Origin of the sequence: Pseudomonas wuhanensis, assembly GCF_030687395.1 — a bacterium.
GTDB lineage: Bacteria > Pseudomonadota > Gammaproteobacteria > Pseudomonadales > Pseudomonadaceae > Aquipseudomonas > Aquipseudomonas wuhanensis.
Map to the genome: position 1 here is coordinate 4,235,898 of NZ_CP117430.1, position 26,973 is coordinate 4,262,870.

The 26,973-nt window shown below is 56.9% G+C and carries 21 protein-coding genes and 12 pseudogenes; 13 read left to right on the forward strand and 20 right to left on the reverse strand.

Annotation, left to right across the window (positions count from 1 at the left end; translation table 11 throughout):
* Window positions 1–20 precede the first annotated feature (20 nt).
* A complete protein-coding gene (locus tag PSH88_RS19470) occupies window positions 21–1,106 on the reverse strand; it encodes a LysR family transcriptional regulator (protein ID WP_305427028.1) in 1,086 nt (361 codons plus the stop codon).
* Between the two features lie 80 nt (window positions 1,107–1,186).
* On the opposite strand from PSH88_RS19470, the gene PSH88_RS19475 reads away from it, so the two are divergent.
* Window positions 1,187–1,717, forward strand: coding sequence for a 4-hydroxylaminobenzoate lyase (locus PSH88_RS19475; protein ID WP_305422149.1), 531 nt, complete (start codon window positions 1,187–1,189; stop codon window positions 1,715–1,717).
* A gap of 21 nt (window positions 1,718–1,738) precedes the next feature.
* On the opposite strand, the gene PSH88_RS19480 is transcribed toward PSH88_RS19475, so the two are convergent.
* A protein-coding gene (locus tag PSH88_RS19480; RefSeq protein WP_305422150.1) for an IS3 family transposase occupies window positions 1,739–2,901 on the reverse strand; the annotation gives its coding sequence in 2 pieces (ribosomal slippage) (window positions 1,739–2,646 and window positions 2,646–2,901; 1,164 coding nt in all).
* Window positions 2,902–3,048: 147 nt separating this feature from the next.
* Window positions 3,049–4,074: pseudogene (locus tag PSH88_RS30530) on the reverse strand (IS30 family transposase).
* 224 nt (window positions 4,075–4,298) lie between these two features.
* On the opposite strand from PSH88_RS30530, the pseudogene PSH88_RS19490 reads away from it, so the two are divergent.
* A pseudogene (locus tag PSH88_RS19490) lies at window positions 4,299–4,763 on the forward strand (IS30 family transposase); the annotation flags it as partial.
* A 23-nt stretch (window positions 4,764–4,786) separates the two neighbouring features.
* Here the strand turns inward: PSH88_RS19490 and PSH88_RS19495 are convergent.
* A complete protein-coding gene (locus PSH88_RS19495) occupies window positions 4,787–5,332 on the reverse strand; it encodes a recombinase family protein (protein WP_305422152.1) in 546 nt (181 codons plus the stop codon).
* A 123-nt stretch (window positions 5,333–5,455) separates the two neighbouring features.
* Here PSH88_RS19495 and PSH88_RS19500 point away from each other — a divergent pair.
* The 9 genes and pseudogenes from PSH88_RS19500 to PSH88_RS19535 all read left to right on the forward strand — a co-directional run.
* Window positions 5,456–6,328, forward strand: a pseudogene (locus PSH88_RS19500) (DUF4158 domain-containing protein); the annotation flags it as partial.
* A gap of 980 nt (window positions 6,329–7,308) precedes the next feature.
* Window positions 7,309–7,758, forward strand: a pseudogene (locus PSH88_RS19505) (DNA cytosine methyltransferase); the annotation flags it as partial.
* Between the two features lie 390 nt (window positions 7,759–8,148).
* Entirely contained in the window at window positions 8,149–8,802 is a 654-nt protein-coding gene (locus tag PSH88_RS19510; protein ID WP_305422153.1) for a hypothetical protein, read from the forward strand.
* On the forward strand, window positions 8,697–8,969 hold the full coding sequence (locus PSH88_RS30535) for a heparin lyase I family protein (protein WP_370694709.1): 273 nt from the start codon (window positions 8,697–8,699) through the stop codon (window positions 8,967–8,969). The genes PSH88_RS19510 and PSH88_RS30535 overlap by 106 nt, the downstream gene beginning before the upstream one ends.
* A 1,579-nt stretch (window positions 8,970–10,548) precedes the next feature.
* A complete protein-coding gene (locus PSH88_RS19515; protein ID WP_305483322.1) occupies window positions 10,549–11,250 on the forward strand; it encodes a hypothetical protein in 702 nt (233 codons plus the stop codon).
* An 800-nt stretch (window positions 11,251–12,050) separates the two neighbouring features.
* Entirely contained in the window at window positions 12,051–12,587 is a 537-nt protein-coding gene (locus tag PSH88_RS19520; protein ID WP_305422155.1) for a hypothetical protein, read from the forward strand.
* Between the two features lie 95 nt (window positions 12,588–12,682).
* A pseudogene (locus tag PSH88_RS19525) lies at window positions 12,683–12,890 on the forward strand (transposase zinc-binding domain-containing protein); the annotation flags it as partial.
* 675 nt (window positions 12,891–13,565) lie between these two features.
* Window positions 13,566–14,522 (forward strand): annotated as a pseudogene (locus tag PSH88_RS19530) (IS91 family transposase); the annotation flags it as partial.
* 428 nt (window positions 14,523–14,950) lie between these two features.
* Window positions 14,951–15,982: a hypothetical protein gene (locus PSH88_RS19535; RefSeq protein WP_305483324.1), complete on the forward strand. Its 1,032-nt coding sequence runs from the start codon at window positions 14,951–14,953 to the stop codon at window positions 15,980–15,982.
* A 75-nt stretch (window positions 15,983–16,057) separates the two neighbouring features.
* Here the strand turns inward: PSH88_RS19535 and PSH88_RS19540 are convergent.
* The 6 genes and pseudogenes from PSH88_RS19540 to PSH88_RS19565 form a co-directional block, all read right to left on the reverse strand.
* A pseudogene (locus PSH88_RS19540) lies at window positions 16,058–16,319 on the reverse strand (DDE-type integrase/transposase/recombinase); the annotation flags it as partial.
* 111 nt (window positions 16,320–16,430) lie between these two features.
* Window positions 16,431–16,694 (reverse strand): annotated as a pseudogene (locus PSH88_RS19545) (ATP-binding protein); the annotation flags it as partial.
* Window positions 16,695–16,803: 109 nt separating this feature from the next.
* The gene (locus tag PSH88_RS19550) at window positions 16,804–17,451 is read right to left on the reverse strand and encodes a tyrosine-type recombinase/integrase (protein WP_305422157.1); all 648 of its coding nucleotides are present in this window, start codon (window positions 17,449–17,451) and stop codon (window positions 16,804–16,806) included.
* Window positions 17,452–17,496: 45 nt separating this feature from the next.
* Complete coding sequence (locus tag PSH88_RS19555; RefSeq protein ID WP_305422159.1) at window positions 17,497–17,829, reverse strand: site-specific integrase; 333 nt, start codon at window positions 17,827–17,829, stop codon at window positions 17,497–17,499.
* A complete protein-coding gene (locus PSH88_RS19560; protein WP_305427029.1) occupies window positions 17,826–18,797 on the reverse strand; it encodes a tyrosine-type recombinase/integrase in 972 nt (323 codons plus the stop codon). Before PSH88_RS19560 ends, PSH88_RS19555 begins: the two co-directional genes overlap by 4 nt.
* Window positions 18,798–18,852: 55 nt before the next feature.
* Window positions 18,853–19,071, reverse strand: a pseudogene (locus PSH88_RS19565) (IS21 family transposase); the annotation flags it as partial.
* A 55-nt stretch (window positions 19,072–19,126) separates the two neighbouring features.
* Here PSH88_RS19565 and PSH88_RS19570 point away from each other — a divergent pair.
* Window positions 19,127–20,153, forward strand: a pseudogene (locus PSH88_RS19570) (IS30 family transposase).
* 28 nt (window positions 20,154–20,181) lie between these two features.
* Here the strand turns inward: PSH88_RS19570 and fliA are convergent.
* From fliA to PSH88_RS19590, 4 genes and pseudogenes are all read right to left on the reverse strand, one after another.
* Window positions 20,182–20,262, reverse strand: a pseudogene (gene fliA / locus PSH88_RS19575) (RNA polymerase sigma factor FliA); the annotation flags it as partial.
* Window positions 20,259–21,089 (reverse strand): flagellar synthesis regulator FleN, encoded by an 831-nt coding sequence (fleN, locus tag PSH88_RS19580; RefSeq protein WP_305422160.1) that lies wholly within the window; start codon window positions 21,087–21,089, stop codon window positions 20,259–20,261. The gene fleN and the pseudogene fliA, both read right to left, overlap by 4 nt.
* A gap of 287 nt (window positions 21,090–21,376) precedes the next feature.
* Window positions 21,377–21,562 (reverse strand): annotated as a pseudogene (locus tag PSH88_RS19585) (type III effector HopAZ1); the annotation flags it as partial.
* Between the two features lie 117 nt (window positions 21,563–21,679).
* Window positions 21,680–22,984, reverse strand: a complete 1,305-nt coding sequence (locus PSH88_RS19590) for a hypothetical protein (RefSeq protein WP_305422161.1) — start codon at window positions 22,982–22,984, stop codon at window positions 21,680–21,682.
* Window positions 22,985–23,642: 658 nt separating this feature from the next.
* Here PSH88_RS19590 and PSH88_RS19595 point away from each other — a divergent pair.
* The gene (locus tag PSH88_RS19595) at window positions 23,643–24,899 is read left to right on the forward strand and encodes an IS256 family transposase (protein WP_305422162.1); all 1,257 of its coding nucleotides are present in this window, start codon (window positions 23,643–23,645) and stop codon (window positions 24,897–24,899) included.
* Window positions 24,900–24,933: 34 nt separating this feature from the next.
* Here PSH88_RS19595 and PSH88_RS19600 read toward each other — a convergent pair whose 3' ends face one another.
* The 6 genes from PSH88_RS19600 to PSH88_RS19625 form a co-directional block, all read right to left on the reverse strand.
* Window positions 24,934–25,368: a hypothetical protein gene (locus PSH88_RS19600; RefSeq protein ID WP_305422163.1), complete on the reverse strand. Its 435-nt coding sequence runs from the start codon at window positions 25,366–25,368 to the stop codon at window positions 24,934–24,936.
* On the reverse strand, window positions 25,358–25,720 hold the full coding sequence (locus tag PSH88_RS19605) for a hypothetical protein (protein ID WP_305422164.1): 363 nt from the start codon (window positions 25,718–25,720) through the stop codon (window positions 25,358–25,360). Before PSH88_RS19605 ends, PSH88_RS19600 begins: the two co-directional genes overlap by 11 nt.
* A gap of 20 nt (window positions 25,721–25,740) precedes the next feature.
* Window positions 25,741–26,061, reverse strand: coding sequence for a hypothetical protein (locus PSH88_RS19610; RefSeq protein WP_305422165.1), 321 nt, complete (start codon window positions 26,059–26,061; stop codon window positions 25,741–25,743).
* Between the two features lie 130 nt (window positions 26,062–26,191).
* Window positions 26,192–26,341: a hypothetical protein gene (locus PSH88_RS19615; RefSeq protein ID WP_305422166.1), complete on the reverse strand. Its 150-nt coding sequence runs from the start codon at window positions 26,339–26,341 to the stop codon at window positions 26,192–26,194.
* Between the two features lie 36 nt (window positions 26,342–26,377).
* On the reverse strand, window positions 26,378–26,512 hold the full coding sequence (locus PSH88_RS19620) for a hypothetical protein (protein ID WP_305422167.1): 135 nt from the start codon (window positions 26,510–26,512) through the stop codon (window positions 26,378–26,380).
* A gap of 46 nt (window positions 26,513–26,558) precedes the next feature.
* Window positions 26,559–26,954: a VOC family protein gene (locus tag PSH88_RS19625; RefSeq protein WP_123493939.1), complete on the reverse strand. Its 396-nt coding sequence runs from the start codon at window positions 26,952–26,954 to the stop codon at window positions 26,559–26,561.
* Window positions 26,955–26,973 lie beyond the last annotated feature (19 nt).

Here is a 26,973-nt window from a genome sequence, read left to right on the forward strand (position 1 = left end):
CTTGTCGACAGCAGCCTTGCTCAATCCTGAGATTGACTAGTGTCCAGCGCGGCCGCACTGATTTGCTCTTGTAGCCAGCGTTGGGCAGTATCGTTGTCATTATTCATGTGCCAGATCATGTCAAGTCGCTGACGGGTAACAGGGTAAGGCAGCGATTTGATTTTAAAGCCCAGACTTCGGGCAAATGTCTTGGCCAAAGGCTGCGGAATGATCGCAAGCAACTCACTGTCCTCCAGTAGCATCGGCAATGCGAGGAAATGCGGCAGCACAATTTGCCTGCGCACTGATAATCCCGCCCCCGCGAGTGCACGCTCTAGCGCCTCGCGATCATACATCTCTGCCTGACGCGCCAATCCACGCTCAAGAATGTAGGCGCTATGGGCGCCTTCCGCACCCAGCGAGACCACGGCCAAAGGAAACTCGGCCATGTCTTGAAGTCGCACCTCGTTGTCACCAGTTGGGTGAACACCACTGCAAACAAGCACTTCGTCCTGCAAAAGCAGCAGTAGCGACCGCAGCCGATCTGGGATACTGCGAAATGTGCCGATCGCAACGTCTATTCGGCCAAGGTCAATCTGTTCCGCCAAGTCTAGTCGCGTCGAGGGTGTAATCATCAAGTTGATACCTGGTGCCAATGTTGCTAATCGACGATTGAGTCGCGGTAGCAGTGTTGCCGACACGTAGTCGTTCGCCGCTATCACAAAGGAACGCTTGACACTTTTCGGTTTGAAGGCCGAATCGGCCGGGCTTAAGGCGAGACTTATACTGTGTAAGGCGGCACGAAGCGGAACGCTGATTTCGAACGCATAGCTCGTTGGCGTCATCCCTTTACCTGTACGGACGAAAATTTCTTCGTTCAGGCTATCGCGCAATCGAGACAGGGCATGGCTGACGGCGGACTGGCTTAAATGTAATCGTTGGCTAGCGCGAAGGACGCTGCGCTCCTCCATGACAGCATCGAAAACCCTAATCAAGTTTAGGTCCAGCTTGTCAAAGGCGATCATAGGAAATATCTCGGAGGCTGCAGAGCTGACCAGCTGGAGATTGGAGTCTAGAAATGTCTCGCTGGCAAGCTTAAAAGTCGTAAGCTCATGCATATTTTGCATTTTCACCGTGCAGGAAGTTCCCTTCTTTTTGGGAGGAGTATGTGCGAAGGTTTAAAAAATGAGAAAAAGAGTGACGGTTAATGAGTAAGCGAGAAGAGCTGATAAACTTGTGCATCGAATTTCTTTCTAAGATAAAAGATAAGACGGCTAGCACAGATATTGAACAATGGTTGAACGAAGTCTACGGTCCTGAAACAGAAACTTACCAGGTAATAGCGGAGCTAGTCATTGAAGGTGTTGCGCAAGGCTGGGCGGCAAACACTGAAATCAGTGGGCCGCACTATCGTCGCAGCCGGCTGTGTGAACCTTGCGCTGAGACTTTTTATTTCAGCATCACTACCGTGTTCATGGACAGTAAGGGACACGAGTTGGACAACTTGGAGCGTACATTCCGGGGTGACTATCACCGTCATCCATATGGTGAATTGAATATGGTCATTCCCCTTGATGAGCACGCTGTACTTGCTGGGCCCAACGGATGGCAAGGTGCAGGTTGGACTGCGCCATCTCCCGGTAGCCATCATTATCCAGAAGTCAAGAATGGCGCGCTGATTGCGTTCTTCTTCTTGCCCGCAGGACGGATTGCCTACGATCTACAGGTTAAAGGCTGAAGGCATGTGTTTTTGTAGTGGTCAACTAATCCCGGACACGACGTTAAGTTTTTTCTCGGCCTGAGCTGGCGCGAGCCCATCATTGAATTGATGGGGCCGAATCCAGTTGTACCGATGCATCAAAAAATGACTGATGTCGCGCTGGGCCTCTTGGGTCGTTCGGTAGCCCACGGTCGGTATCCATTCAGTTTTCAAGCTGCGGAACACACGCTCCATTGGCGCGTTATCCCAACAGTTTCCACGTCGACTCATGCTCTGACGCATGCGGTATCGCCATAATCTTTGGCGAAATAAACGACTTGCATACTGCGACCCTTGATCCGAGTGAAACAACAGGCCCTGTGGCTTTCCTCGTTGTTCGTAAGCCATATCCAATGCCTTGATAACCAGCTCGGCGTCCGGCTTTTCCGACAACGCCCAGCCCACCACCCGGCGCGCGCAAAGATCCAGCACCACAGCCAGGTAATGCCATTTTCCCTGAGCCCAGATGTAAGTAATGTCGCCGCACCAGACCTGATTGGGTGCTGGGACATTGAACTCCCTATTTAACGTATTCGGGATATCCAGTCGTTCAACCGTCGCTCGTTTATAGGCATGAGATCCTGGCTGCTTGCTCACGAGGTCAAGCTCACGCATCAAACTGCGTACTTTGAACCGCCCCAGTTGTTCACCGTCTTCCTGCATCAGCGACAAGATGCTGCGGCTGCCCGCAGCACTACGGCTTTCTGTGAACAACTCATTGACCCGACTACGCAGCCGAAGCCGCTCGACATCGGGAGTTCGGCGCTTGAGACGCTGGGCGTAGTAACACGAGCGGGTGACTTCAAATACTTTGCACAGCCAATCAATCGGCTCATGGACGCTAAGCTGATTGATCAGCGCGTACGCTCGTGATCTTCCGACATCAAGAGCGCGGTAGCCTTTTTTAATATCGATTTTTCCCGTTCAAGGCGGGCAATCCGAGCTTCCAGCTCCTGGATTTTCTGCTGCTCCGGGGTCAGTGCTTTGCTTTGCGGGGTGACGCCTTGGCGTTCCTTTTGAACCTGCTCAACCCAACGGCGTAGCGCCGATTCGCCGACGCCGAGTGAACGGCTGGCTTCGATGTAGCTGTAGTTTTGCTTGAGCACGAGGTCGGCAGCCTCGCGTTTGAATTCAGCAGAAAAGGAACGGCGTTGTTTGGTCATTTGACACCTCGATCTGGCGAGCATTCTCGCCTAAATGGGTGTCCGGTTTCATTAGACCACTACATTTTAACGTTATTTGGGAGAGAGTACGGGAATGAGGCGCCATGGCTAATAGCGTGGCGGTTGCAGGAGCTGAGTGCAACACGGTTATTGGATTGAAGTGGGCGCATCGTGCCGCATAGCCATGGCCTTTTGCATCACCTCACTCATCATTTCGATCGGACATTTGAAATCGAAGCGTTTACGGGGGCGCATATTCAGTTGCAAGGCAATGGCATCCAGTTCTTCCTGGCTGTGTCCCGACAAGTCCGTGCCCTTGGGCAGGTACTGGCGGATCAGGCCATTGATGTTTTCGTTACTGCCGCGCTGCCAGGGGCTGTGCGGGTCGCAGAAGTAAATCGCGATGCCGGTTTTCTGGGTGATCTCGGCGTGTCGCGCCATCTCCCGGCCCTGGTCGTAGGTCATGCTCTTGCGCATTGCCAGTGGCATGCCATTGAGCGCTGCACTGAAGCCCTCCATCGCCGAGGTTGCCGTCGCATCATTCATCTTCACCAGCATCAGTAGCCACTGGTGCGCTCCACCAACGTGCCTACGGACGAGGCGTTGGCCTTACCCTTGATCAGGTCGCCTTCCCAATGCCCCGGCATCAGACGGTCGTCAATCTCCGGCGGACGCACATGGATGCTGACCATCTCGGGAATCTGGCCGCGCCGATCCACGCCACCAGAGCGCGGCCTGCGTGTTGTCTTGCTTTGGCGCAGACAGATGATCAGCTCCTTACGCAGCTCGCCGACCGGCAAGGCATAGATCGTTATAGATCGTCTCGCGACAGACGTAGGCATCTCTGAGGCTGGGAATGTTCATGCTGCGCAGCTTGCCGGCAATCTGCTCGGGAGACAAACGCTCACGCAGCATATGAGCCACCAACTTGAAGCGCTCGCTACCCGGCAACAGCTTTCGCATCGGTCGACAAACCTGGCGGCGGGCCTGCATCTGCCGCTGGGCCACACGGGCCGAGTAGCCGCCGCAGGCATCTCGATTGCGGCGCAGCTCCCGGCTGATGGTCGAAGGGGATCGGGTGATCAAGCAGGCAATCCTACGCAGGCTGAAGCCTTGGGCATGACCGATTTGAATGGTGGCGCGCTCTTCAACGCTGAGTTCGGAATAAGACATAGGGTCTGCACCGTACCGGAAAGGTCAGGTGTTGCACTCAGATTTTGCCGCAGCCCTTCACAAAACAAAGAGAAATATGACAGGCAAAAGATTTCTTGCAGTGGAGCCTGTTATTAATCCCTGAATTCATAGAATAAGTGAAACGCTTGAAACGCTTGAAACGAGAGGCAGAGAGCCCGCCACCGGTAGAATCCAAGCTCTCACACCAAAGGATTCAAGCGCAGATGACCACGCCTTACCGGCAGCTGACTCAGGGCCAACGTTACCAGATTGAGGCAGGCCTGAGGGCCAAAGAGAGCCAAGCCAGTATTGCTAAACAGGTGGGTGTGCATCCTTCGACGATCAGCCGTGAGGTTCGCCGTAACAGCCCTGAAAAGAGTTACCTGGCGGTTTGTGCGACCCATGAAAGTGATGCCCGGCGAGCCGGAGCGCGCAAGTTTTGCAAGTCGCTCATCTGGCTGAGCCATCACTTGGCAATATGGCTCAAGCATGGGATGAGCCCGGAACAGATTGCTCATCGGTTGAAGCAAGAGAGGCCGGATCAGACGGTCAGTCATGAGTGGATTTATCGGTTTATTGCTACCGACAAACGGGGCGGCGGCGAGCTGTATACGTATCTTCGACACCGTCGAAAACGCTACCGTAAACGCTATGGGGGGTCGCCTCAGAAAACGGAATTTAATGTACGTTAAGCATGAAGCCGGTCATCAATTCACGATGCCAGCGCTTTGTAGACCGTCGAGCGACCAATCTTCAGCTGCCTGGCAATCTCCATCGCACCTATCCCCTGATCTCGCAGCGCGAGAACTTTAATCTTGTCCACCGTAGGCTTACGGCCAAACTTCACGCCCTTGGCCTTTGCTTCCAAACGGCCTTCGTTGGTGCGTTCCAGTATCCGCAGGCGTTCGGCCTGAGCCACAGCTGACAGGATGGTCACCACCATTTTGCCCATGGTTCCCTCTGTGCTGATGCCGTCATCCAAAAAGCGGATGGCCACGCCCATGTCGTCGAACTCCTTAATGAGCTGGATCATGTCCGCGGTATCGCGACCGAGCCGGTCGAGCTTTTTTACCAGGACCACATCGCCTTCTTCGACCTTGAGCCGAAGCATTTTTAGGCCTTCGCGGTTCGTGTGACTGCCAGATACCTTGTCGGTAAAAATTCGGGTTGCTCTGACGTTTTCAGCCTTGAGCGCTTTTATCTGTACATCAAGGGACTGTTGACTGGTGGATACGCGGGCATAACCAAAAAGTCGCATGGTAAAAATGTCTCATAAATCGATTTATAGATCGTCCGTCTATGAAATGTCGATAACCGAATTAATAGACGTCTTAGGTCGATCACTTTACCGTGCCCACAAACTTATGAGAAAGGAGACTGTATGCCACGTCGTTCGATTCTTGCCCTCGCCGAGGGGGAAAGCTTACTGGCGTTGCCAGACTCCAAAGATGACCTGATTCTTCACTACTCTTTCAGCGACGCCGATCTGACCCTCATTGGTCAACGGCGCGGGTCTGCGAATCGGCTGGGCTTCGCTGTACAACTCTGTTAGATGCGCTATCCCGGCGTAACACTTGCGGTGGATGAAGAACCATTCGCGCCATTGCTGCACCTGGTGGCCACGCAGTTGAAGGTGCCACCTGAAGCATGGGCGGACTATGGGCAACGCGCCGAGACGCGTCGCGAGCACCTATTGGAATTACAAGCGCTTTTTGAATTTCAGCCATTCACAACACGGCACTATCGTCCCTGTGTTCATAGCCTGGATGAATTGGCATGGCAGTCCGATAAAGGCTTCGTGTTAGCGACGGAATTGGTCGAAGGGTTACGACAAAAGAACATACTGCTTCCATCACTAAGCGTCATCGAGCGCATTTGTGCTGAGGCAATCACCGGTGCCAACCGGCGCATTTACGAAACCTTGTCCGAGCCTCTTTCGAATACACACCTCGGTTGCCTCGACGGCCTGCTCAAGCGCCGAGATAAAGGTCAGGCCACCTGGTTGGCCTGGCTGCGCCAGTCGCCGATTAAACCAAACTCGCGGCACATGCTTGAACATATCGAGCGCCTCAAAGCATGGCAGGCCTTTGATCTGCCCGCAGGGGTCGAGCGGCTGGTTCATCAAAATCGCTTGCTAAAGATCGCCCGTGAAGGTGGCCAGATGACTCCTGCTGACTTGTCCAAGTTCGAGCCACAGCGGCGCTACGCCACCCTTGTGGCGCTGGTCATCGAGGGTATGGCTGTTGCCGCTGACCGAAAACTGACCCAGTAAAGGCTGTTCTGCCGACTGAAAACTGACCCAGGTGTTCAACTGCTTCTGCTCAATTTCCGGGTAGGAGAACACAGGGTGATCAGCATGGAAATGATGGGGAAAATTCGGCGGATGTACTTTCGCGACAAGCTGTCGCTGCATCAGATAGTGGTTGTCGCTGCAGTGGTAGTCGCCCTCTCCTCCGGTCTATGGGGAGGACAAGGTTGGTTAGTTTGAATGCCACTTAGGAAAATGGAAGAAAGCCCGCAGCACACAGGGCCGTTCACTGGGCCTTGTGTGCTGCGGGCTTTTTTGCTGCAGTAATTTGAAAACGTCGCATTTATTTCAATAAACGAGGCAAAGAGACCTTACGCGTTACCAACGCCCTCTGGCCGGCGTCTGCGAAGAAACAGCATCGCCTCCGGGAGAAGCGGGAGGAGCAGCAAAGTCCCCAACCCTACGAACAGAGCAACCTCCGTGGGCTTACCACCGGCGACCCGCGACTTTGCATAAGCGAGTGGGTACTTGCCCTGTTCCAACTCCACAGCCAACCCCGTTTCACTTACAACTTCCCAGGTGAGGCGCAGAGTGCCTTGTAACGCTCCTCGGAATTTGCAGCGCGCATTCTCCACTGGAAGATTGAGTGATTGGCAAACCTCCGGCGGCATGCCAATGAGGGTTCCATCCTCGATCACCATCGCAGCTGAATAGACTCGCGGGAAAGCCCAAAAACGCCACGACCCAAACCCAAACGAGAAATCCAAAAAAACCTGATGCTGCCCACGGATCACTCCTCATAAAGATCATGCGGATATTCTCGCACCCGACGAAGAAAACGAAACTTCTGATTTGCTCCTGGTGCTTGGTCCAATCGGCACTACGCGCAGAAGAGCCATTGAAGTTGCAGTTTTGGGAACGCATGGAAGATCTGGATCAGAAACGGGCGTCGCGCCCTCCTCTGGCCTGGCAGCGGTGTTTACAGCATGAGTTCTTTCCCCAAAAAATTCCCAACCATCAATTTTTCAACTCAGTACGGCCTGGCACTCGACGACTCTGACAATTGGATCATTGTCGACCTATTCGCTGGCGGTGGTGGCGCTTCGACCGGGTTGGAAATGGGTTTGAACAGGCCGGTGACCATTTGTGTCAACCACAACCCGACCGCCATCTCGATGCATGCTGCGAATCACCCACATGCTGAGCACTATCAAACGGATGTGTGGGGCGTTGATCCCGTTAAGGCCTGCCGTGGTCGAACTGTAGGCTTCGCCCATTTCTCGCCCGACTGTACTCACCACTCCCAGGCGGCCGGCGGTCAGTCGCGCAAGAAGGAAATCCGCGACCTCGGTTGGGTAATCATCAAATGGGCCGGCAAGGTCCGACCGATTACGATCAGTATGGAAAATGTTCGCCAGATGCAGCTTTGGAGCCCAACTCGCCCCCCTACCGCCCCAGCCATACGACCGAGACCAGCCGAGGCTTCACGTCCGGCGATACTGCGTGCTGCCAAATCTGATGTGTGCTGCATGGGGATTGGCAGAGCTCCGGGGGCTCACTGCATTCGTTCCTAGTGTCTCACCACTTTTTAGAATGCAAGGGCTATCCCACAGGATTAAAATTCGAGCCGCTCGCAGCATCCCCCGTTGTGTTCGGCGCAGGCGGATATGCGCCTTCGACAGCCTTGGGGTGGTGCGGCTCAGGGCGCCGATTCACCTGTTTCGTTTATACGCAATCCAAGGGCATCGCACGTCGACTTCTCAGGGAGGAGCAATGATCCGCATGCGCACACATGCTGTCTGGGTGGCAAAGCCCAGTCGGAGCCGTTGGCCCAGTTCATTGCTCTTATCGTCGATTTTATCAAGCGTCTTCAAGCTATTATGAGCGACGCAGGTACGTCGCAGCCGGATAGCTTTGGCGAAACGGGTCGCCGCCAAGCCAGTTGTAACGAGCGCGCGCCTACTCAAGACCCGACGCAGGAAAGTGTTCGTCCGGGCACAAATAGGACGGGGGGAAGGGGAAATGTTCCCTCTGCTTCACCTGTACTGGGCCACCAGCTTAGCGTGCAGAAGTCGCCACAGGATGTGATTGCCTTGGCTAATGATCCGGAGCGTGGCGAGGTGATAAAGGTGGGTTTCAACAAAGGTCATTACACTCAAAATTCCACCAGTCCCCGGGCTGAAATCAAGAGTGAAACCCTATTGCAAGAAGGGCAGCCCTACCGCTTTACTTTTGGCATGAAGCGTGAGGCAGACAACGACGGCACTTTCTTTCAGGTGCTGGACCACAACAACGCCAAGCCCAGCCCGCGTGCTTGGATGGCCAGTATCAGTTGCACCTTAAAACTAGTGACGCCAGCAATGCACCCTCTAAAGTGTTCAACATTGGCCAGCCTGGAGACGCCTCCAAAGACGTGGGCAAGTGGACGGATTTTCAAATTGATTTCAAGCGCGACATCGGCGACGGTTCGATCAGCGTGACGAAGAATGGACAGGACATTTTTGATAAATCCGGAATCTCGACCATGTTTGATACCCGAAGTGACAACGCGTATGCCAAATTCGGACAATACCGCAATGAAGGCGATGGGACGCCTGCGGTCAGCTATTTCTCGGGGTTCAATATTGCCTCTCCATTACGCCAATGACCGAAGAGTTGTAATCAGTTCATTTGCCGGGTACGAATCCATTCTGGGCACTGTCCAGCAGCTGAGGGGTAAGTAGTAATACCGGCATTCATGACTACTGGCCAGTTCCGCAATTTCTCCCAGAAGTTTTTATGGGTGGAGCAGTCGGTGTGCGCTTCGGCAACCTCCGAAGTCACGCGACACAAACTCGAAAACACCTCGGATGAGCCGATCAAGGCGGAGCTGCACCATTGCGTTGGCTCTTTCAAAGCTCTAGCACCCGGTCATGAACCAATCTTCGGCCCCCCCTTGGGCCTTATAGGCTTGGCATTTATATGTAATGGAAGGAACTTGTAACGGATGGAACCTAATATTTCCCATAATCAACAGCCTCTCGCCCCTATAGAGCGCCAAGTACAACACCAACCCCTATTTTACCCCCAGCGGCCGCTACAGACTTGATTCCAATGGTTCCTACTGGTACGAACAGGGCAACGATCAGTTCGGAGCTTCCCTCAGATAAGACGACGGGTCGTTGAGAACTCGCAGCGGCGTCGCCAGCGCCCTGCACGCCGTCGGATTGGGGGCAGATACATCGCGCATCACGGCCCGGCTGCAGGCCGCCGGGGGGCACGGAAACTGCGCGGCGCCACGGATGCTCAGATCGACGCGCACCTGCACAACGACGAGGGGGCGTTGAGAACTCGGAGCGACGTCGCCAGCGCCCTGCACGCCGCCGGATTGGGGGCAGATAATAGGCGTATCGCGGCGGCGCTGCGGGCCGCGCGTGGACCGCAATAATCTAGATAACCCACTTGCGTCCAATTATTTTTAATCATTTTACGTTTGCTAAGCCACTCACAAGACGTAGACATGCGTCTTGTGCGTGAGTTCTTAGACTAGCTCTACGTATTTGGACACCCCCAGCACTTCGCAGGAACAACTATATGCACCCCCTATCGCCTTACTCACCCAGTTACGTTTACCCTATGCCGGACATGGAACAATCTCGTAACTTGCCACAAAATGCACCGTCACAAGCGACCCACACGGGCGCACGCCCTGCGGCAAATAGGCTGGATATCTTTCAGAAAATTGCGCAGCTAGAAGGACAAAGAGCGTCCCTGGCCAACATGGACGGCGCAGTTGATCGGCAGATTGATAACCTGAAGCGTCAGCTGCCAAACGAACCGGTGCCAGGTGAGGATGCAGGCTTCCATTCCAATGTCCCTGATCCTGAATCAACCCCTGCGATGGCCGCCCCCTCGGCAAGCCAGGCAACGAGGGCGAGCTCTTCCACATGCGGGGGTAAAAAGCGAAGGCTCCCTGCTCGACATATGGTCAACCATCCTCTGTCTTAAGCGGACAACAACCATCGATTTCCAGCTATCAAGCCGCGCAATCTTCACGGGGCCAGCGGGCACCAGCCACGATGGGGCAAAACAATCCTCGGAATTCAGGTCCGCTGCTGCCGTCGAGTGCCTCGGTCAGTACACGGGGCATGGCCTTTTCCCACGATGGCTCGGCCGGCGCCTCGACAGGTGTTCCCGGGTCTAGCCGGAACCGGCCCGCTCATGCGGTAAGCAGCGCACCCTACCAGGTGCCCTCCCTGTCCTCTCGGTCGGGGGCAGCGTCCGAAGGCCAGCCGCCAAAACGGCGAGGCGCCACGGATGAGCAGATCACCGCGCACCTGCACAACACCGACGGGGCGTTGAGAACTCGCAGCGGCGTCGCCAGCGCCCTGCACGCCGCCGGATTGGGGGCAGGTAGCGCGCGCATCGCGGCCCAGCTGCAGGCCGCCGGGTCGGCACGGAAACTGCGCGGCGCCACGGATGCTCAGATCGACGCGCACCTGCACAACGACGACGGGTCGTTGAGAACTCAAACTGACGTCATCAGCGCCCTGCACGCCGCCGGATTGGGGGCAGATACATCGCGCATCACGGCCCGGCTGCAGGCCGCCGGGGGGGCACGGAAACTGCGCGGCGCCACGGATGAGCAGATCACCGCGCACCTGCACAACACCGACGGGTCGTTGAGAACTCAAAGTGCCGTCGCCAGCGCCCTGCACGCCGCCGGATTGGGAGCAGGTAACACGCGCATCGCGGCCCTGTGGCAGGCCGCCGGGGGGGTACGACACCTGCCCGGCGCCACGGATGAGCAGATCACCGCGCACCTGCACAACGACGACGGGTCGTTGAGAACTCACAAGGACGTCGCCAGCGCCCTGCACGCCGCCGGACTGGGGGCAAGTAGCGCGCGCATCGATGCCCAGCTGCAGGCCGCGCGTGGACCGCAATAATCTAGATAACCCACTTGCGTCCAATTATTTTTAATCATTTTACGTTTGCTAAGCCACTCACAAGACGTAGACATGCGTCTTGTGCGTGAGTTCTTAGACTAGCTCTACGTATTTGGACACCCCCAGCACTTCGCAGGAACAACTATATGCACCCCCTATCGCCTTACTCACCCAGTTACGTTTACCCTATGCCGGACATGGAACAATCTCGTAACTTGCCACAAAATGCACCGTCACAAGCGACCCACACGGGCGCACGCCCTGCGGCAAATAGGCTGGATATCTTTCAGAAAATTGCGCAGCTAGAAGGACAAAGAGCGTCCCTGGCCAACATGGACGGCGCAGTTGATCGGCAGATTGATAACCTGAAGCGTCAGCTGCCAAACGAACCGGTGCCAGGTGAGGATGCAGGCTTCCATTCCAATGTCCCTGATCCTGAATCAACCCCTGCGATGGCCGCCCCCTCGGCAAGCCAGGCAACGAGGGCGAGCTCTTCCACATGCGGGGGTAAAAAGCGAAGGCTCCCTGCCTCGACATATGGTCAAGCATCCTCTGTCTTAAGCGGACAACAACCATCGATTTCCAGCTATCAAGCCGCGCAATCTTCACGGGGCCAGCGGGCACCAGCCACGATGGGGCAAAACAATCCTCGGAATTCAGGTCCGCTGCTGCCGTCGAGTGCCTCGGTCAGTACACGGGGCATGGCCTTTTCCCACGATGGCTCGGCCGGCGCCTCGACAGGTGTTCCCGGGTCTAGCCGGAACCGGCCCGCTCATGCGGTAAGCAGCGCACCCTACCAGGTGCCCTCCCTGTCCTCTCGGTCGGGGGCAGCGTCCGAAGGCCAGCCGCCAAAACGGCGAGGCGCCACGGATAATCAGATCACCGCGCACCTGCACAACGACGACGGGTTGAGAACTCACAAGGACGTCGCCAGCGCCCTGCACGCCGCCGGATTGGGGGCAGGTAGCGCGCGCATCGCGGCCCAGCTGCAGGCCGCCGGGTCGGCACGGCGTCTGCGAAGCGCCACGGATGAGCAGATCACCGCGCACCTGCACAACACCGACGGGGCGTTGAGAACTCGCAGCGGCGTCGCCAGCGCCCTGCACGCCGCCGGATTGGGGGCAGATAATAGGCGTATCGCGGCGGCGCTGCGGGCCGCCGGGGCGGCACGGCTCCGGTCCAGCGCCACGGATGCTCAGATCAACGCGCACCTGCACAACGACGACGGGGCGTTGAGAGGTCGTGACCAAGTCGCCAGCGCCCTGCGCGCCGCCGGACTGGGGGCAAGTAGGGCGCGCATCGATGCCCTGCTGCAGGCCGCGCGTGGACCACAATAGTCTGGATGGCCCGCTGACGTGAGGGGCACTGTCCTAACCGCTCGACGCCACTCCATAGCCCGTTCCAGCCGGTCCGCTGGCTTCAAACCCCGCCTTTGAAAAACCTGTTCACGGCCAACGGCGGCTGGCCAGGGTTGCTGGAGGGCAGCGGTCTACGCCATCGAAGTGGAATCGGTGAGCAAAATGCTGGCCAGCGGCACCTCGATCCTGGGCGTGAAGCACTGCACCTGCGGCGATGGGCACTGCCCGCACGTCAAATACCGGTGCAACACCTGCCACTGCCGAGCCTGTCCGTCGTGCGGATCGAGTAGGAGGCGGATTTACATCCGCCGTCCTCTCACACCACCGTACATACGGTTCCGTATACGGCGGTTCCTGCCTACTGACAAACAACGTCAGCGAGTTTGGTTCCGTTGATGTGTCGCCTGCGGTATCTAAGCGCCCAGACCGGCCCTCGGAGCTTCCGGCTCCTACCTCCTGATGGTCTCGCCCCCCGCTACGCGGAGTTTCTGCTTTACGATCCAACAGAGATCACACCCGACTATCCACTCATGGCAGGTTCAGCCCTTCATCGCTCCGGTTTCGAGCGTCTACTACGACCTCTGCTGACTTCTGTCGCCCATCCCGCCATCTCGCGACGCCGGTAGCACATGGCAGGCTAAACAGATCTCCCAGGGTAATTCGCGCGACCTTCCTGCTTATGCCTGTCGGATCTACGTCACAGCGTTCCGTGCAAGTATTGGGCTTTGGCAATTTTGGCTACCTTACCCCGCTGCACCGCCTAATCCGCTTCCTGTTCGTCAGGCCAGCATTTTGCCTCGGGCTTCCTTCAGATTCGCAGTCGCCCGCGACACCCTTGCCTCCGGCTAACACTTCCCCTTGCCGGGTGTGTAGAGGACTTTCACCTCCAAGTCACCAGCGTGGCCACCACAGCCAAACTGGTTGCGCTTGCGCGCAACGCGCCATGCCTGGCGCACCAAAAAAGCCACCGATCAGTGGATCGCCGTCCAACACAACCGCTTGCCCGACTGCGCCTGGTACCACCTGGTGTTTACGCTGCCCGACACGCTGTGGCCGCTGTTCTTTCACAACCGTGCTCTGCTCGATGCGCTGTGCCGCCTGGCGGCGGACAACCTGTTGTATGCCGCCAGGCGGCGAGGTTTGCGCATCGGGCTGTTTGGCGCGCTCCACACCTACGGCCGACGGCTTAACTGGCACCCTCACGTGCACCTCTCGGCGACTGCTGGTGGCCTGGATGGGCAGGGCGTCTGGAAAAACCTGTCATTTCACGAAAAGGCGATGCGCCAGCGTTGGATGTGGAATGTGCGCAATTATCTTTTGGGGCAGTGGGGTCAGATCACGCTACCACCAGAGCTGGCCCACATCACCTGCGAAAGCGACTGGCGCCGCCTGGTGCTCACCGCGGGTGGCCAGCACTGGCACATCTACCGGTCGAAGAAGACGGAAAACGGGCGAAAGACCGTGAATTACCTGGGCCGTTACCTGAAGAAGCCTCCGATCTCGGGCAGTCGCCTAGCGCATTACACATCGGGCGCGACGCTGAGCTTCACCTACCTGGATCACCGCACGCAGACCTATCAGCAGGAGTCGCTGAGCCAGGCCGACATGCTGCGCCGGGTGCAGCACATCCCGGAAAAGCATTTCCGGATGATCCGCTATTTCGGCTTTCTGGCCAACCGGGTGTGTGGGAAATACCTGCCGCAGGTATACGAAGCCCTGAAGATGGCAAAGCCGGGGCCGACGCCAAAGCTGTATTTCGCACAGATGGCGAAAGCGTTTTTAAATGTCGATCCGTTCAGCTGCGTGCTGTGCGGCGCGCGGATGGTGTACACGGCGGCGATCAGTGGGCTGACAGTGAAGGGGCTGGTTACCCATGCCCACGCGATCGCGCGGATGAGGTATGTGCGGGCTTGATGCGGGAGAGGTGCGTCCGAAATCTGGAAAAGGTAGAGAAAAGTCGCTTTCGGCCCCTTTTTCGACGCGGGCGATGGGTGAAAAACATTTTTCCCTGACATCGACGCCACGTTGGAAAAGTCTCGATGATGCCTTTTCAGCTCATGACCCTGGTTAGGAATTATTGAATTTCCTATACATCGAGAAACGCACTCATGTTAAATATTCCTTCTTTCAGCCGGTACATCGGACTACAAAGCTCACCACCCGAGGACTCCGGCACTCTACACCCTCCGTCGATTGTCCCGCCCTGGAACCCAACTCGCCCCCCAGACCATTCAAACATCCCTGCCCTATGCCTATGCCTATGCCTATGCCTATGCCCGTAGGATTCGGTCTAACGATCTTACGCAGAAGCTGCCTGCTACTTATCCCATAAGGAGAAAAAAGTGCGCCCCCTTTCCCCACATTCTGCATACCTCGCCGCGTACCTGGCAGAAGAAAATACGACCGATATTTCGCAACGCACCACGATCATCAACGACCTCCGCACTCCTGGGGGCCAGAGAAAGTTAGAAGCCGAGTATCCGCAATCGGATTTTAAACGAAGCGGTGGGCCAAAAGAGCCCGCAGCGTACACCGAACAGGACGTGAAACGGCACGTGGATCAGTACCAGGCAAGCCGAAACCTTGCTTCCGGGTCCTCGATGCAGTCAGCCCCCCCGCCCACCGAGTGGGAAGCACCGCGCAGGTCGGTTTCACCTGACTCAAGAACCTATCTGAGTAAAGTGTCGCTAGAGGCGTTCCGTCGCGACAACACACCGAAAATGCTGAATGATTTGAATTCGATGCGGGCTCAGCGCGGACTCCACAATGATTATACGCTCGATGACTTAAAACCCGTCATAGCAGGCAGATTGAGTAATGAGAAGGATGCGTATGAAGCAGCGCAACGGCTTCGTGCTTTGGATCAGGGAGAGAGTCGGTCGGGCTTCTCGGGGCCAGCCCTGCCATCGGGCAGCACGACCACGAGCAAGCTAGTAAGGCCGGCAACCGACAATCAGCCAAGAGGATTACCCCATCTGGCCCTGGCACCGGATCGCCGACAGGTAAACGCGCAAGCTGGATCCTCAGACTTGCGGCGCGGGCCTGAGGCGAGCCCCCCATCACCGGTGAATGAATCACTGCCCACATCCGACGCTGGCCACTATCCGGCAGCATTCAATCCTTCGCCAGGATTCGGCCATCCAGCTTTTATCAGGTCAAACGCACCGCAAAGCGTGCGGAGTCAGGAAAAGGTGCCGGACCCGGATTACCCGCAGGATCCGACGAAGATGATTACCAAAAGCACGCGGTATCACCGGACAATGGTGCCGGACCCGCTGGATCCGACGAAGATGATGACCAAAGGCGCGCTGAATACGCGTAAAACCCGAGCCCGAGTGGCCCTAAAGGCTGCAGCTGAAACAGAAAATTCGTAACGGTGGTTTCGGGGTTGGTTCCGGGGCACTGTTGCAAATAGGATCCTGAGCTGTGGTTTGCTCTTCAAATAGGGCTCAGAGGCCGAAAACCCTATTAACCAGGCGCACTTCGCCTGAGGGTGCCCGTAATACCAGGATTCTGCCTGACCTTTGCGAAGGGCTCGCAGGGTCTCTATCCCTTTTATCGTTGCATACGCCGTTTTACGGGATTTGAACCCCAGCATTGGAATGGATTGATTATGCGCTTTAGTTTTCCATGATCGCACTCAATAGCGTTGTTCAGGTACTTCACCTGTCGCTGCTCCACGTCCGGAGGGCATTTGCCTTCCTGCTTTAGCAATACCTGCGGATTCCACGCCATCCGGCCACTCATTCCACTATCATCCGGCCACCTGTTCCACGCTTATCCGGCCGGGCAGTCGGAGCGTAGCGACGCAGGTTTGCATTGTTAGTCTGAAGTACCCGCTGTCGTCAATTTCGTCGAGCGCCTGCGCATCGATTCGCCCTTCAGTTCGACGCGGTAAGCGTTGTGCACCAACCGGTCAAGGATTGCGTCAGCCAAGGTCGGATCGCCGATCAGCTCGTGCCACTTGTCCACCGGCATCTGGCTGGTCACCAGCGTTGAGCGGTGACCGTAACGGTCGTCGAGCAGTTCCAGCATGTCGCGCCGTTGCGCGGCGGTAAACGGAGCCAGACCCCAGTTGTCCAGTAATGTTGAGCTCAACATTACTGGATTTATGTTGCGCACCCCGTTATGTGGAGTTGAGCCGCAAAAATGGCGCGCTGCGCCGACTCCAACCGCCCGAACTCCACATAACCACTCACAGCCGTTTCAACCAATCGACCACATCGACCGCAGCCGGCGACAGGTGCCCGGCACGTGGCGACGCCAACACTTCGGGGAACACCTGGGCAAGCGCTTGGCGTTTGATGTCCAAATCCACCCGGGCATAGACCATGGTCGTGTTCAGCGTCGCATGGCCCAGCCACTGGCTAATTGTGGCGAAGTCAACGCCAGCCTTGAGCAAATGAACCGCTGTGGCGTGTCGAAGCGAATGCGGATGAAGTCGCTTCTCTCGCATGGTGTTGGCCGCCGGTGTACCCGCTGCCACATATTTCTTGAGCAGGTAGCGAACACCGAACCGCGTAAGCTTGGCACCGTGGCGGTTGGTGAACAGAAACGCCTCCGGCGCTATGGTCTGTGCCGACTGCTGAGCCAGTTCCCGCAGCAGCGCCGCAGTATGCGGCCAGATGGGGCATAAACGAATCTTCCCGCCCTTGCCACGCAGACGTACTTGGTGCGGCGGCTCGGTTCTCACGTCGCGTACCTGCAGATCGAGTACCTCCTGCACGCGAGCACCGGTATTGAACATCAGCGCAAACAACGCATAGTCGCGCCGCCACGAGTCGGTAGTGCGATCAATGCTCTTGAGCATCGCGTCGACTTCGTCAGGCTCGAAATACGCCATTGGTACACTGCGGGCGCCGCGCTTGAACGGCAGCCCAAGCACCCGCTACAACTCGGCTAGATGCTCCGGGTGTTCGCTGGCCAGGAATCGGGCAAAAGTGTGGATAGCCGCTAGCCGTGCATTGCGCGTCGCGACACCATTGTGACGCTCCTGTTCCAGATGCGTCAGGAATTGGCTGACCTGCTCTGCCGTAAAATCGTCGAGTTCCAAATCCTCGACGCCCCGTTTGCTGCGAGCTGAGGCAAATCGCAAGAACAGCACGACGGCATCGCGATAACTGCGAATCGTGTGCAGGCTCATGCCACGGAGCTCGGGCAGATATTCCCGGAAGAAGTGCGTGATGCAATTGCCAAGCGAGTTGGGTCGAGCGGGTTTCATGGCGCACCTCCAGCAATCAAATGGCCAAAGTGGGCCTGGAAGCGATCACTGGCCGCTGCCGCAATATCCGGCATCCAACGCAGGTAATAAGCGGTAGAGACGATCGACACGTGCCCCATATACAACGCTAGTTTCGGCAAGTTGGATTGCACATCGGCGCCTTGCCGATACCAACGCAGCAGTGCCTGGACGGCAAAGCTATGCCGAAAGTAATGAATCCGCGGCCGTCGGCCATCGCTACTGTGAACATCCGCAGCTTGGAATAGCGTTTTTATGCCACCGCTTATTCCTGTCCCCGTATAGCCGCGCAAGCCTCTAGCGCAGTTGCACAGCAAGGGAGAATTCGGTGTGATGCTGAAGGGCGGCGCCCGCCGCTGCTTGAGATAGACGCGCAGCTCACGATGGGCGTCCTGCGATAGTGGAACGAATCGGGATTTGTGGAACTTCGATTCGCGGATATGCAATACGCCTTGCGCCGAATCGGCATCGGCCAGGGTCAGCCGTAGCAGTTCGCCGCGACATAGTCCTGCGGTATAGAGGAGCACGACGGCCAGCCGCAGGACCGCTGGCCGCAGAGGCGAGGTGGGCACCGGACCCAATTGCTCGGCAGCCGCGAGCATACTCGCGACCTCGCTCGAACCGAAGATGACGGGGGTGACAGCGGGACAGGGTCGCGGAAAGTGGTTGGGGTCGGGCACAAAGCACTGCGGTTCGGTGCGCTGTTGATACAGACAAAAGTTGCGCACGATGCGCTGCCGTTTGCGTCGCACCGTGGCGTTAAGCCCGGCGAGCGTGTTGCACCACCCAAGGAAGCGATCGTAGTCCAGATCCGTACATGTCGCCGCCACCAGGAACTGGCGGACCGATGTGAGGACACGCTCTTCATTTCCATAAGCTCGACCAAGCGATCGCCGAAGTTGCAGATAGCGCGCAATGGTCAAGTCGAGTGCGGTCTCAGTGGAGAACATGGTGGTCCCCCTTCTGCGCAGCATGCCGGCATGGAAGGGGTAGTGCCACGTTACGTATCGGACGTTGATCACTGGGGAGAGCGAGCGGTGGCGGGAAAAGACTTCGTTGCAGCTCGGAATCGGTCAGAGCAGAGGGCCAAATCAGCCCGCTGGCAGCAAAGCGATTGAGGTAATCCCCGACGCTGGCTCGCCCAACTTGCAAGCTGGCAGCAACCTGGCGGGCAGATAGGCCGACCTCAAATTTGAGACGTAGTACTTCTCGAATCTTACGCATGGCGGCGGAAAAATCTGAGTGCAACACCTGACCTTTCCGGTACGGTGCAGCCCCTATGTCTTATTCCGAACTCAGCGTTGAAGAGCGCGCCACCATTCAAATCGGTCATGCCCAAGGCTTCAGCCTGCGTAGGATTGCCTGCTTGATCACCCGATCCCCTTCGACCATCAGCCGGGAGCTGCGCCGCAATCGAGATGCCTGCGGCGGCTACTCGGCCCGTGTGGCCCAGCAGCAGATGCAGGCCCGCCGCCAGGTTTGTCGACCAATGCGAAAGCTGTTGCCGGGTAGCGAGCGCTTCAAGTTGGTGGCTCATATGCTGCGTGAGCGTTTGTCTCCCGAGCAGATTGCCGGCAAGCTGCGCAGCATGAACATTCCCAGCCTCAGAGATGCCTACGTCTGTCGCGAGACGATCTATAACGATCTATGCCTTGCCGGTCGGCGAGCTGCGTAAGGAGCTGATCATCTGTCTGCGCCAAAGCAAGACAACACGCAGGCCGCGCTCTGGTGGCGTGGATCGGCGCGGCCAGATTCCCGAGATGGTCAGCATCCATGTGCGTCCGCCGGAGATTGAAGACCGTCTGATGCCGGGGCATTGGGACGGCGACCTGATCAAGGGTAAGGCCAACGCCTCGTCCGTAGGCACGTTGGTGGAGCGCACCAGTGGCTACCTGATGCTGGTGAAGATGAATGATGCGACGGCAACCTCGGCGATGGAGGGCTTCAGTGCAGCGCTCAATGGCATGCCGCTGGCAATGCGCAAGAGCATGACCTACGACCAGGGCCGGGAGATGGCGCGACACGCCGAGATCACCCAGAAAACCGGCATCGCGATTTACTTCTGCGACCCGCACAGCCCCTGGCAGCGCGGCAGTAACGAAAACATCAATGGCCTGATCCGCCAGTACCTGCCCAAGGGCACGGACTTGTCGGGACACAGCCAGGAAGAACTGGATGCCATTGCCTTGCAACTGAATATGCGCCGCCGTAAACGCTTCGATTTCAAATGTCCGATCGAAATGATGAGTGAGGTGATGCAAAAGGCCATGGCTATGCGGCACGATGCGCCCACTTCAATCCAATAACCGTGTTGCACTCAACTCCTGCAACCGCCAGTGGCGCGTAACGCTCGATCAGCTCGTACTGCGCGTCACGCGCCGACTTCTTGTAGAGGTTGTAGCCACTGGCTGTCATAGGACGGGTCCTGCGGTCTGTTGCACGAGGCGCTCGACGAAAAACTCCAGATGCCCACGCGGATTGGTAGGCAACGGCCAGGTGTCGACCTTCTGCGCAATCGCCTTGAACGCCAGGGCGCATTTGGACCGCGGGAAGGCTTCGTAGACTGCACGCTGCTTCTGCACAGCCTTGCGCACGCTTTCGTCGTAAGGCACGGCGCCAACGTATTGCAGGGCGACGTCGAGGAAGCGGTCGGTGACCTTGGTCAACTTGGCGAACAGGTTGCGACCTTCCTGAGGGCTCTGGGCCATGTTGGCCAGGACGCGGAAGCGGTTCATGCCGTAATCGCGGTTCAGCAGTTTGATCAGTGCGTAGGCATCGGTTATCGAGGTCGGCTCGTCGCAAACCACCAGCAAGACTTCTTGCGCGGCGCGGACAAAACTGACTACCGAGTCACCAATACCCGCAGCGGTGTCGATCACCAGGACGTCGAGGTTGTCGCCGATATCGCTGAAAGCCTGGATCAGGCCGGCGTGCTGGGCCGGGCTCAGATGAACCATGCTTTGTGTGCCGGACGCGGCCGGGACGATGCGGATGCCACCGGGGCCTTGCAACAGAACGTCGCGCAGCTCACAGCGGCCTTCGATCACGTCGGCCAGGGTACGTTTGGGTGTCAGCCCCAACAGAACGTCGACGTTCGCCAGCCCCAGATCAGCGTCCAGCAGCATGACGCGCCGGCCGAGCTCAGCTAGAGCCAGGGACAAGTTCACTGACACGTTAGTCTTCCCGACGCCACCTTTGCCGCCGGTCACCGCGATCACCTGTACGGGATGCATGCTGCCCATGTTATTTCTTTACCTTGTCTTGCATAGACGGAGGCCACATTACGGGCTGCGCGTTCATCATTTGAACAATGCATGGCAGACCATCGATGTAGGTACAAAAACTGTTCATTAGTACCTCAGCCAACCTGGTTGTTGGGACTGTGGTAAATATCAGCGAACATGTCAGCCATGGCTTCTTCGCTGGGACTTCAGAAGTGCCTTATGTGTTGGCAAAAACAGGTCTGGTCGGCAAATTGGCAGAACCTCCGAGCGTATCGTGTCCGGAGGATAATTCTGCGTGTCCTGCCTTACTTCCATCGAGCCAGAAAAATAGATCTATCTCTCTCATGCGGTGTGCGATGTATCAGTTTTGGAACTTCGTCTTCGCAGATTCCTTTGCCGGCAAAGAAGTGGAAGAGATCTCGCTTGGCTTCCTTGGTACTTCTTTCAATGGCATCGGCATCCAGTGGGATCATTTCCCCAAAAGTCCCAGTTCGCGCTCGACTCAAGTGACCGAGCAGTCCTTCCTGGCGAACATGCCAGACGAGCAGCGGGGGCGACCCTCAGAATCACAACAGCGAGGATGCTCCCCCTAAGCCGCCCCATTCTGGCTAGGCTGATCCATCACCTCGCGGCCTGTCGCCGACTGGCCGCCGGTTGAACAGATGGTTCACCCGCCGTGCCACGCTGTCGGCGCCCGAAGTGGCACCGTCGCCGACGCGATGGGAGAGCTGACCCAGTCCTTTGGGCACGCTTTCATGGATGAACTCGACTGCCTTTTCGGTGAAGGGCGAGGTCATGACGTCCGCAGTCGCCCAGGCGCTGAAAACGGCAGCTGACGCCACGGTGTTCACCGCGTGGTCAGCCGCTGCCACAACTGCCGGGGGCAGGCCTTGGAGAGTGGCCGCGTTGCGGGTCATTTCGCGCAGGACGCTGGTGGCGGCAAAACCGCCGCCCAAGGCGCCAACGTTCTTGACCATGCTGCTGGCTTGAACGCTCGTGCCCAAGGCATTCAGGGTATCGGTCAAACAACTCAACGCCATGCGCCCCATAACTTTACTGCCATTGGTAATCGGCCCCCGGATCAAGTCCGTGGTCGATAGCGCCTTGTACTGATCTTCCCAGTCAATACGCCCCAGGAGAAAAGCGGGGCCGGCACGGTAATCACGTCGTTCATTCTGATGCAATTTAGTGGCAAATCCGGCATTGGCGATCAAGCCTCCAATGGCCGTGACCCCGGTGTCCCAGCGACGGGCACTTTCGGCTCCTTGGGTAGCAGTGACCGATGCGGCAACGACCATCCGCAGGACGTTACGCACGGTGTAGGTCTGAGACGCCACCGAGGCCTCAAGGCTCTTTCTGCCGAGACTGGCCTGGTTGCGTGCCAAGGCCTCGGCCATGATCGGCTCCAGCTTGTCTGCGGGCGCTCGCATCCATAACGAGTCGCGGGTCGCACGATTCATGATGCTCGTCCCGACCGTGTCCATGGCGCCTGAGACCAGGCCACTAATCACACCCTTCAATGCCGGCGATGCCCCTGGAGGAAATAATGAGCTTTCTAAGTCGGTCAACACCGACGCACCCGCGAAAGGCGTTGCTCGAATGAAACCGATTGCCGCCTGGGCCACTTGATCAAGCCCATATGCTTTCTGCATGTTCGCTTCGAACATCTCGGGTGTATGGCCCATCGCCAAGATTTTTTCGGCACGGTCCGTGACGATCTGCCTGATCACATCAAGGTTTTCAGGTGTCACATGTACGTTAAAGAATTGCCCGATGCTCTCCTTGAAAGCCTCCAGTTTTTGCGCAGAGAGCTCTGTGGGGTCGTGAGCGACTCGCACGTTACTCAGTTCCGCGATAGCAGAAGTTGGATTGAACTGCAACTGCGGTGGGAGTGCGCTAACACGGGTAAACATACGTATTCACCTTATATAACGAATCCTGAAAGGGATGCAGACGAGTAGAGCGCCTGGCGTTGAGACCCGCCTGACCATCCACCGTTGGTGTGTGTCCTGCTTTAACGAAGGCTCAAATACGATTTAGGGCCGAGCGCCGCTACTCAACGGCAACCGAAGCGCCCACATCCCGCATGGGCGTCCTGACTGACCATGGCCAGCCCCGAAGTCCCGAAGTCCCGAAAATCATGGCCAAGCTGAACACACAGAGTTTGATGAATTTCATTGCCCCGACTCCCCGAAGATGCGTAATGAACCGTGCGGAATGCTCGTCACTACTACTGAGTGTTAAACGGCTCTCAGCGGTTCCCATCAGCAGCTGATTTTAAATTGGGTGCTGAGGATGGCGATCTCGTGGGTCAGCTGTTCGATGATGGTTTGATCGCGGTGGATCACCAAGACCTACCTGGCTATGTCAGACCATCCCTTGGGGTACAGCATTGCGTTGGCGATATGGAACGCTTCGCCCGCTTTTGCCACCTAGTCTGAATGCGACAAGCTTTTTGCGCGCAGAGGCCCGGCTGCGGCGAGCACATTGCTTAAGGTGGCCTGCCGAGGGTGTAATTAGTTTTGTGTAAACGGTCATTTGGCAGGAGACTGCCTACCCCAAGGAATTCCAATGACCGAGCCAAAACCCAAGCGCGCCAAACGAGTCAAACCTGGTCCTGAACTGGTTAAACTGGCCGACAGTCTGCTGGCCAATTACAAAAAGCCCGAAGATCTCATCGGCGATAATGGCCTGCTCAAACAGCTCACCAAGATGCTGGTCGAGCGGGCCCTTGAAACCGAGATGACCGAACACCTGGGGCACGGCAAAAGTGCAGCGATCACCAACACCGCCGCCAATGCGCGCAACGGTCACAGCGGCAAAACCCTGAAGGGTGACTTCGGCGAGCTGCCGCTCGAGATCCCGCGCGACCGGCAGGCGACCTTCGAACCACAACTGGTCGCCAAGCATCAAACCCGCTGGACCGGCTTCGACGACAAGGTCATTTCCCTCTACTCCCGGGGCTTGAGTGTCAGAGAAATTCAGGCGCACCTGCAGGAAATGTACGGCACCGAGGTCTCTCCCAGCCTGATCTCGGCCATTACCGACGCGGTGAGTGATGAGGTCAAGCTCTGGCAAGCCAGACCGCTGGACGCGCGGTACCCGATCCTCTACCTGGACTGCATTCACGTTAAAGTGCGGGACGCCGGCGCCGTGCGCAACAAAGCGGTTTATCTGGTGATCGGCGTCAACATGGCCGGCCATAAAGAAGTTCTGGGCCTATGGATCGCTCAAACCGAAGGGGCCAAATTCTGGCTGCAAGTGGTGACCGAACTCAAGAATCGGGGCGTGCAGGACATCTTCATCGCCTGCGTGGACGGCCTCAAAGGCTTCCCTGAGGCGATTGAAACGGTTTACCCGAAAGCCGTCGTTCAACTGTGCATCGTGCACATGGTGCGCAACAGCTTGAACTTCGTGTCGTGGAAAAAGCAGCGGGAAGTGGCGTCTGATCTCAAGCTGATTTACACCTCGGTCACCGCCGAATTGGCCGAGCAACGGCTCTGCGAATTTGAAGCCAAGTGGGACGCCGAGTACCAGTCGATCAGCCTGTCGTGGCGTCGAAACTGGGCTCGATTCATCCCGTTTTTTGATTATCCGGCCGAGATCCGCAAGGTGATTTACACCACCAACGCCATCGAATCGATCAACATGAGCCTGCGCAAAGTGATCAAAATCCGTGCGTCATTTCCCACTGACGAGGCGGTGATGAAGCTGTTTTACCTGGCGCTGAACAACATCAGCAAGAAGTGGACGATGCCGATCCGGGACTGGAAAGCGGCGTTGAATCGCTTCAGTATCCAGTTCGAAGATCGGCTGCTGTCGGTTTAACAGAAATCCCGTTTACACAAAATCTGGGACACCCTCATCTGTTGAAGGACGACACCGGACCACCAATAGCCTGATATGAGAACTTGATCTGCAACCTGTTCTGATCGCCGTTCTGTGTGATATCAAGAATCTTGGCGGTCCCGCCCGCCAATTTAAGGATTGCTTCCTGAGCAGTCATGGATTCACCTGTAACCATACCCCCCAGAAGGCCATTGAGACCACCATCGGGAACCCGGCACCGTATCTCCCCGCCAATGGTACGAAATCGTCCAGGACATACCTTAAGATCACTTCCTGCCTCATGATTCCACTGATCCCATCGGAGGTTCAGTGTCTTGACCGACAGGACATCCTGCTCGACCAGCTGCGACGAGGACGATCCATCCTCTGCTGACGCAGTCCCAACAATGCTAGCCAATGAAACCGCCAACAAAACAACTGCAACGCGGACAAAATTATCAATCAGCACTATCTATCGCTCCCACCAACTGCACAGGGCTGCCAAGTTTCCCTTGCCTGTAAATGAACTCCTTCTCAAAATGAATTGCGGCCGAACGACTCTCGAACGGGCCATGCGATTCTTTGTCGATCTGGACGTTCCATTGGCAGCGCCAGCGCCTGGTCCACGCCGCGGCTTTTGACTCATCATTAACCAGTGCGCGGAGCACCAGGAAGCAACCGCGCTGAAAACGGCCCGTGGGGAGGATGCGTGAGACACGCTTTTTGTCGAAGCCCGTTACGGTAAGCCCTGCAAAGCTGACCTCATCGGCAAAGCCGGTAACGGTTCCATTGCGTATGACAATTCGTCTTTTATGAGACATAAGCGCTCTTCTCTGCTCTGTTACTCGTCGGTGACATCATCCAAAAACAGACGTCTACCAACTGAAGGTCTCACCGCTCCTTCAATTATTGGATCTCTTATGACGCGCCCTGGTAAAACAACCTCGGCTGGTTTGATGGGCGCTACATCCGTAACAACGACAGAGCGTCGAGCGGCCTCAGCTTCCAAGGTCGGGCTTAAACTTGAACTCTCGAACGATCCGATCGAGCCGAACAGCCCTAACGCAAGGGCAAGGAACAGAAAAGCGCTCCAGCCCGTTGCAATCCAACCAATGAGCACCACTACAGCAGCGATGAGAAAGATTTGTTTTGCGCTGTTCATCCAAAAACTCCATTGCCCTACCAGCCATGAATCCGATTACATCACCCCATAATTCCAGACCTACCCTGCGAGCCAGCCACACGTCGACGCACTAGCTCGGTTTGCATACGGTCTGGGGCTTGTCGAGCGATTAGCTGGAGACGTAATCTGCCTGATCACTTTCACTCTGAAAGTCGTTTTCCGGTTTCTTTTCGACCTCCTGCAACTCGAGGCCTTCGGGGCGCAGACGCTGCTCCAGCGTTTCGCAGGTCTTGCCGTGGCCCCCCCTGGAAGTCGCCATTGATACGGCCGCCCTTGATCGTGATAACGACTTTCTTCACCACACCACCTCCTCAGCAACAACCTCGAGCGTGCCATCGGCCTGAGTCATCACCGTCACGTTATAGTTTTCAGCTTTGAGTTGTTTCTCGTAGTGGTACGCCAGATAGCGGTAAGCGTCTGCCCAAGTCACCTTGCGTGACCCAGAACCCGCTGAGTCGGCAACCAGAAGTCGAAGGTCAGTCAGCGCTGTGACATACGCAACATATCTTGTTGCCGTCGGGGTCTCTGATGTAAGCACCGTAATAATCCGGAGAGTACTGAGGACGCAGCCCTGGTGCGCCTTCGTCTGATGCCCCGTTAGCCATAGCGATCGCGTAAAAGTCATCAACCTGCGCCCGCGTTTGGGCTTCGAACGCAACCATCGACCCGTTACCTGGTGTCGCGCGTTCGCCATTTAGAGGGCTATAGATGCAGAACGCCGTACCTGAGTCAGTCGTGCTTTGGGTGAATAGAACGCGTTCAGGATTGTGCTTGAGGGCAAGCAACGTGATGCCTAGCGGTGTAAGTAGCCGCCCATAGAAGTTTGTGGCGCTGGCGAGGTCGTTGGTGCCGATTGTGACATGGCTGAACATGAGGCGCTCCGATGGGATT

Bases quoted from the DNA above. Each gene is read 5' to 3' on its own strand.
- PSH88_RS19470 (WP_305427028.1), bottom strand. From the start codon at position 1,106: ATGCAAAATATGCATGAGCTTACGACTTTTAAGCTTGCCAGCGAGACA.
- PSH88_RS19475 (WP_305422149.1), top strand. From the start codon at position 1,187: ATGAGTAAGCGAGAAGAGCTGATAAACTTGTGCATCGAATTTCTTTCT.
- PSH88_RS19495 (WP_305422152.1), bottom strand. From the start codon at position 5,332: ATGCGACTTTTTGGTTATGCCCGCGTATCCACCAGTCAACAGTCCCTT.
- PSH88_RS19550 (WP_305422157.1), bottom strand. From the start codon at position 17,451: ATGGCGTATTTCGAGCCTGACGAAGTCGACGCGATGCTCAAGAGCATT.
- PSH88_RS19555 (WP_305422159.1), bottom strand. From the start codon at position 17,829: ATGAAACCCGCTCGACCCAACTCGCTTGGCAATTGCATCACGCACTTC.
- PSH88_RS19560 (WP_305427029.1), bottom strand. From the start codon at position 18,797: ATGTTCTCCACTGAGACCGCACTCGACTTGACCATTGCGCGCTATCTG.
- fleN (WP_305422160.1), bottom strand. From the start codon at position 21,089: ATGGGCAGCATGCATCCCGTACAGGTGATCGCGGTGACCGGCGGCAAA.
- PSH88_RS19590 (WP_305422161.1), bottom strand. From the start codon at position 22,984: ATGTTTACCCGTGTTAGCGCACTCCCACCGCAGTTGCAGTTCAATCCA.
- PSH88_RS19595 (WP_305422162.1), top strand. From the start codon at position 23,643: ATGACCGAGCCAAAACCCAAGCGCGCCAAACGAGTCAAACCTGGTCCT.
- PSH88_RS19605 (WP_305422164.1), bottom strand. From the start codon at position 25,720: ATGTCTCATAAAAGACGAATTGTCATACGCAATGGAACCGTTACCGGC.
- PSH88_RS19610 (WP_305422165.1), bottom strand. From the start codon at position 26,061: ATGAACAGCGCAAAACAAATCTTTCTCATCGCTGCTGTAGTGGTGCTC.
- PSH88_RS19615 (WP_305422166.1), bottom strand. From the start codon at position 26,341: ATGGCGACTTCCAGGGGGGGCCACGGCAAGACCTGCGAAACGCTGGAG.
- PSH88_RS19625 (WP_123493939.1), bottom strand. From the start codon at position 26,954: ATGTTCAGCCATGTCACAATCGGCACCAACGACCTCGCCAGCGCCACA.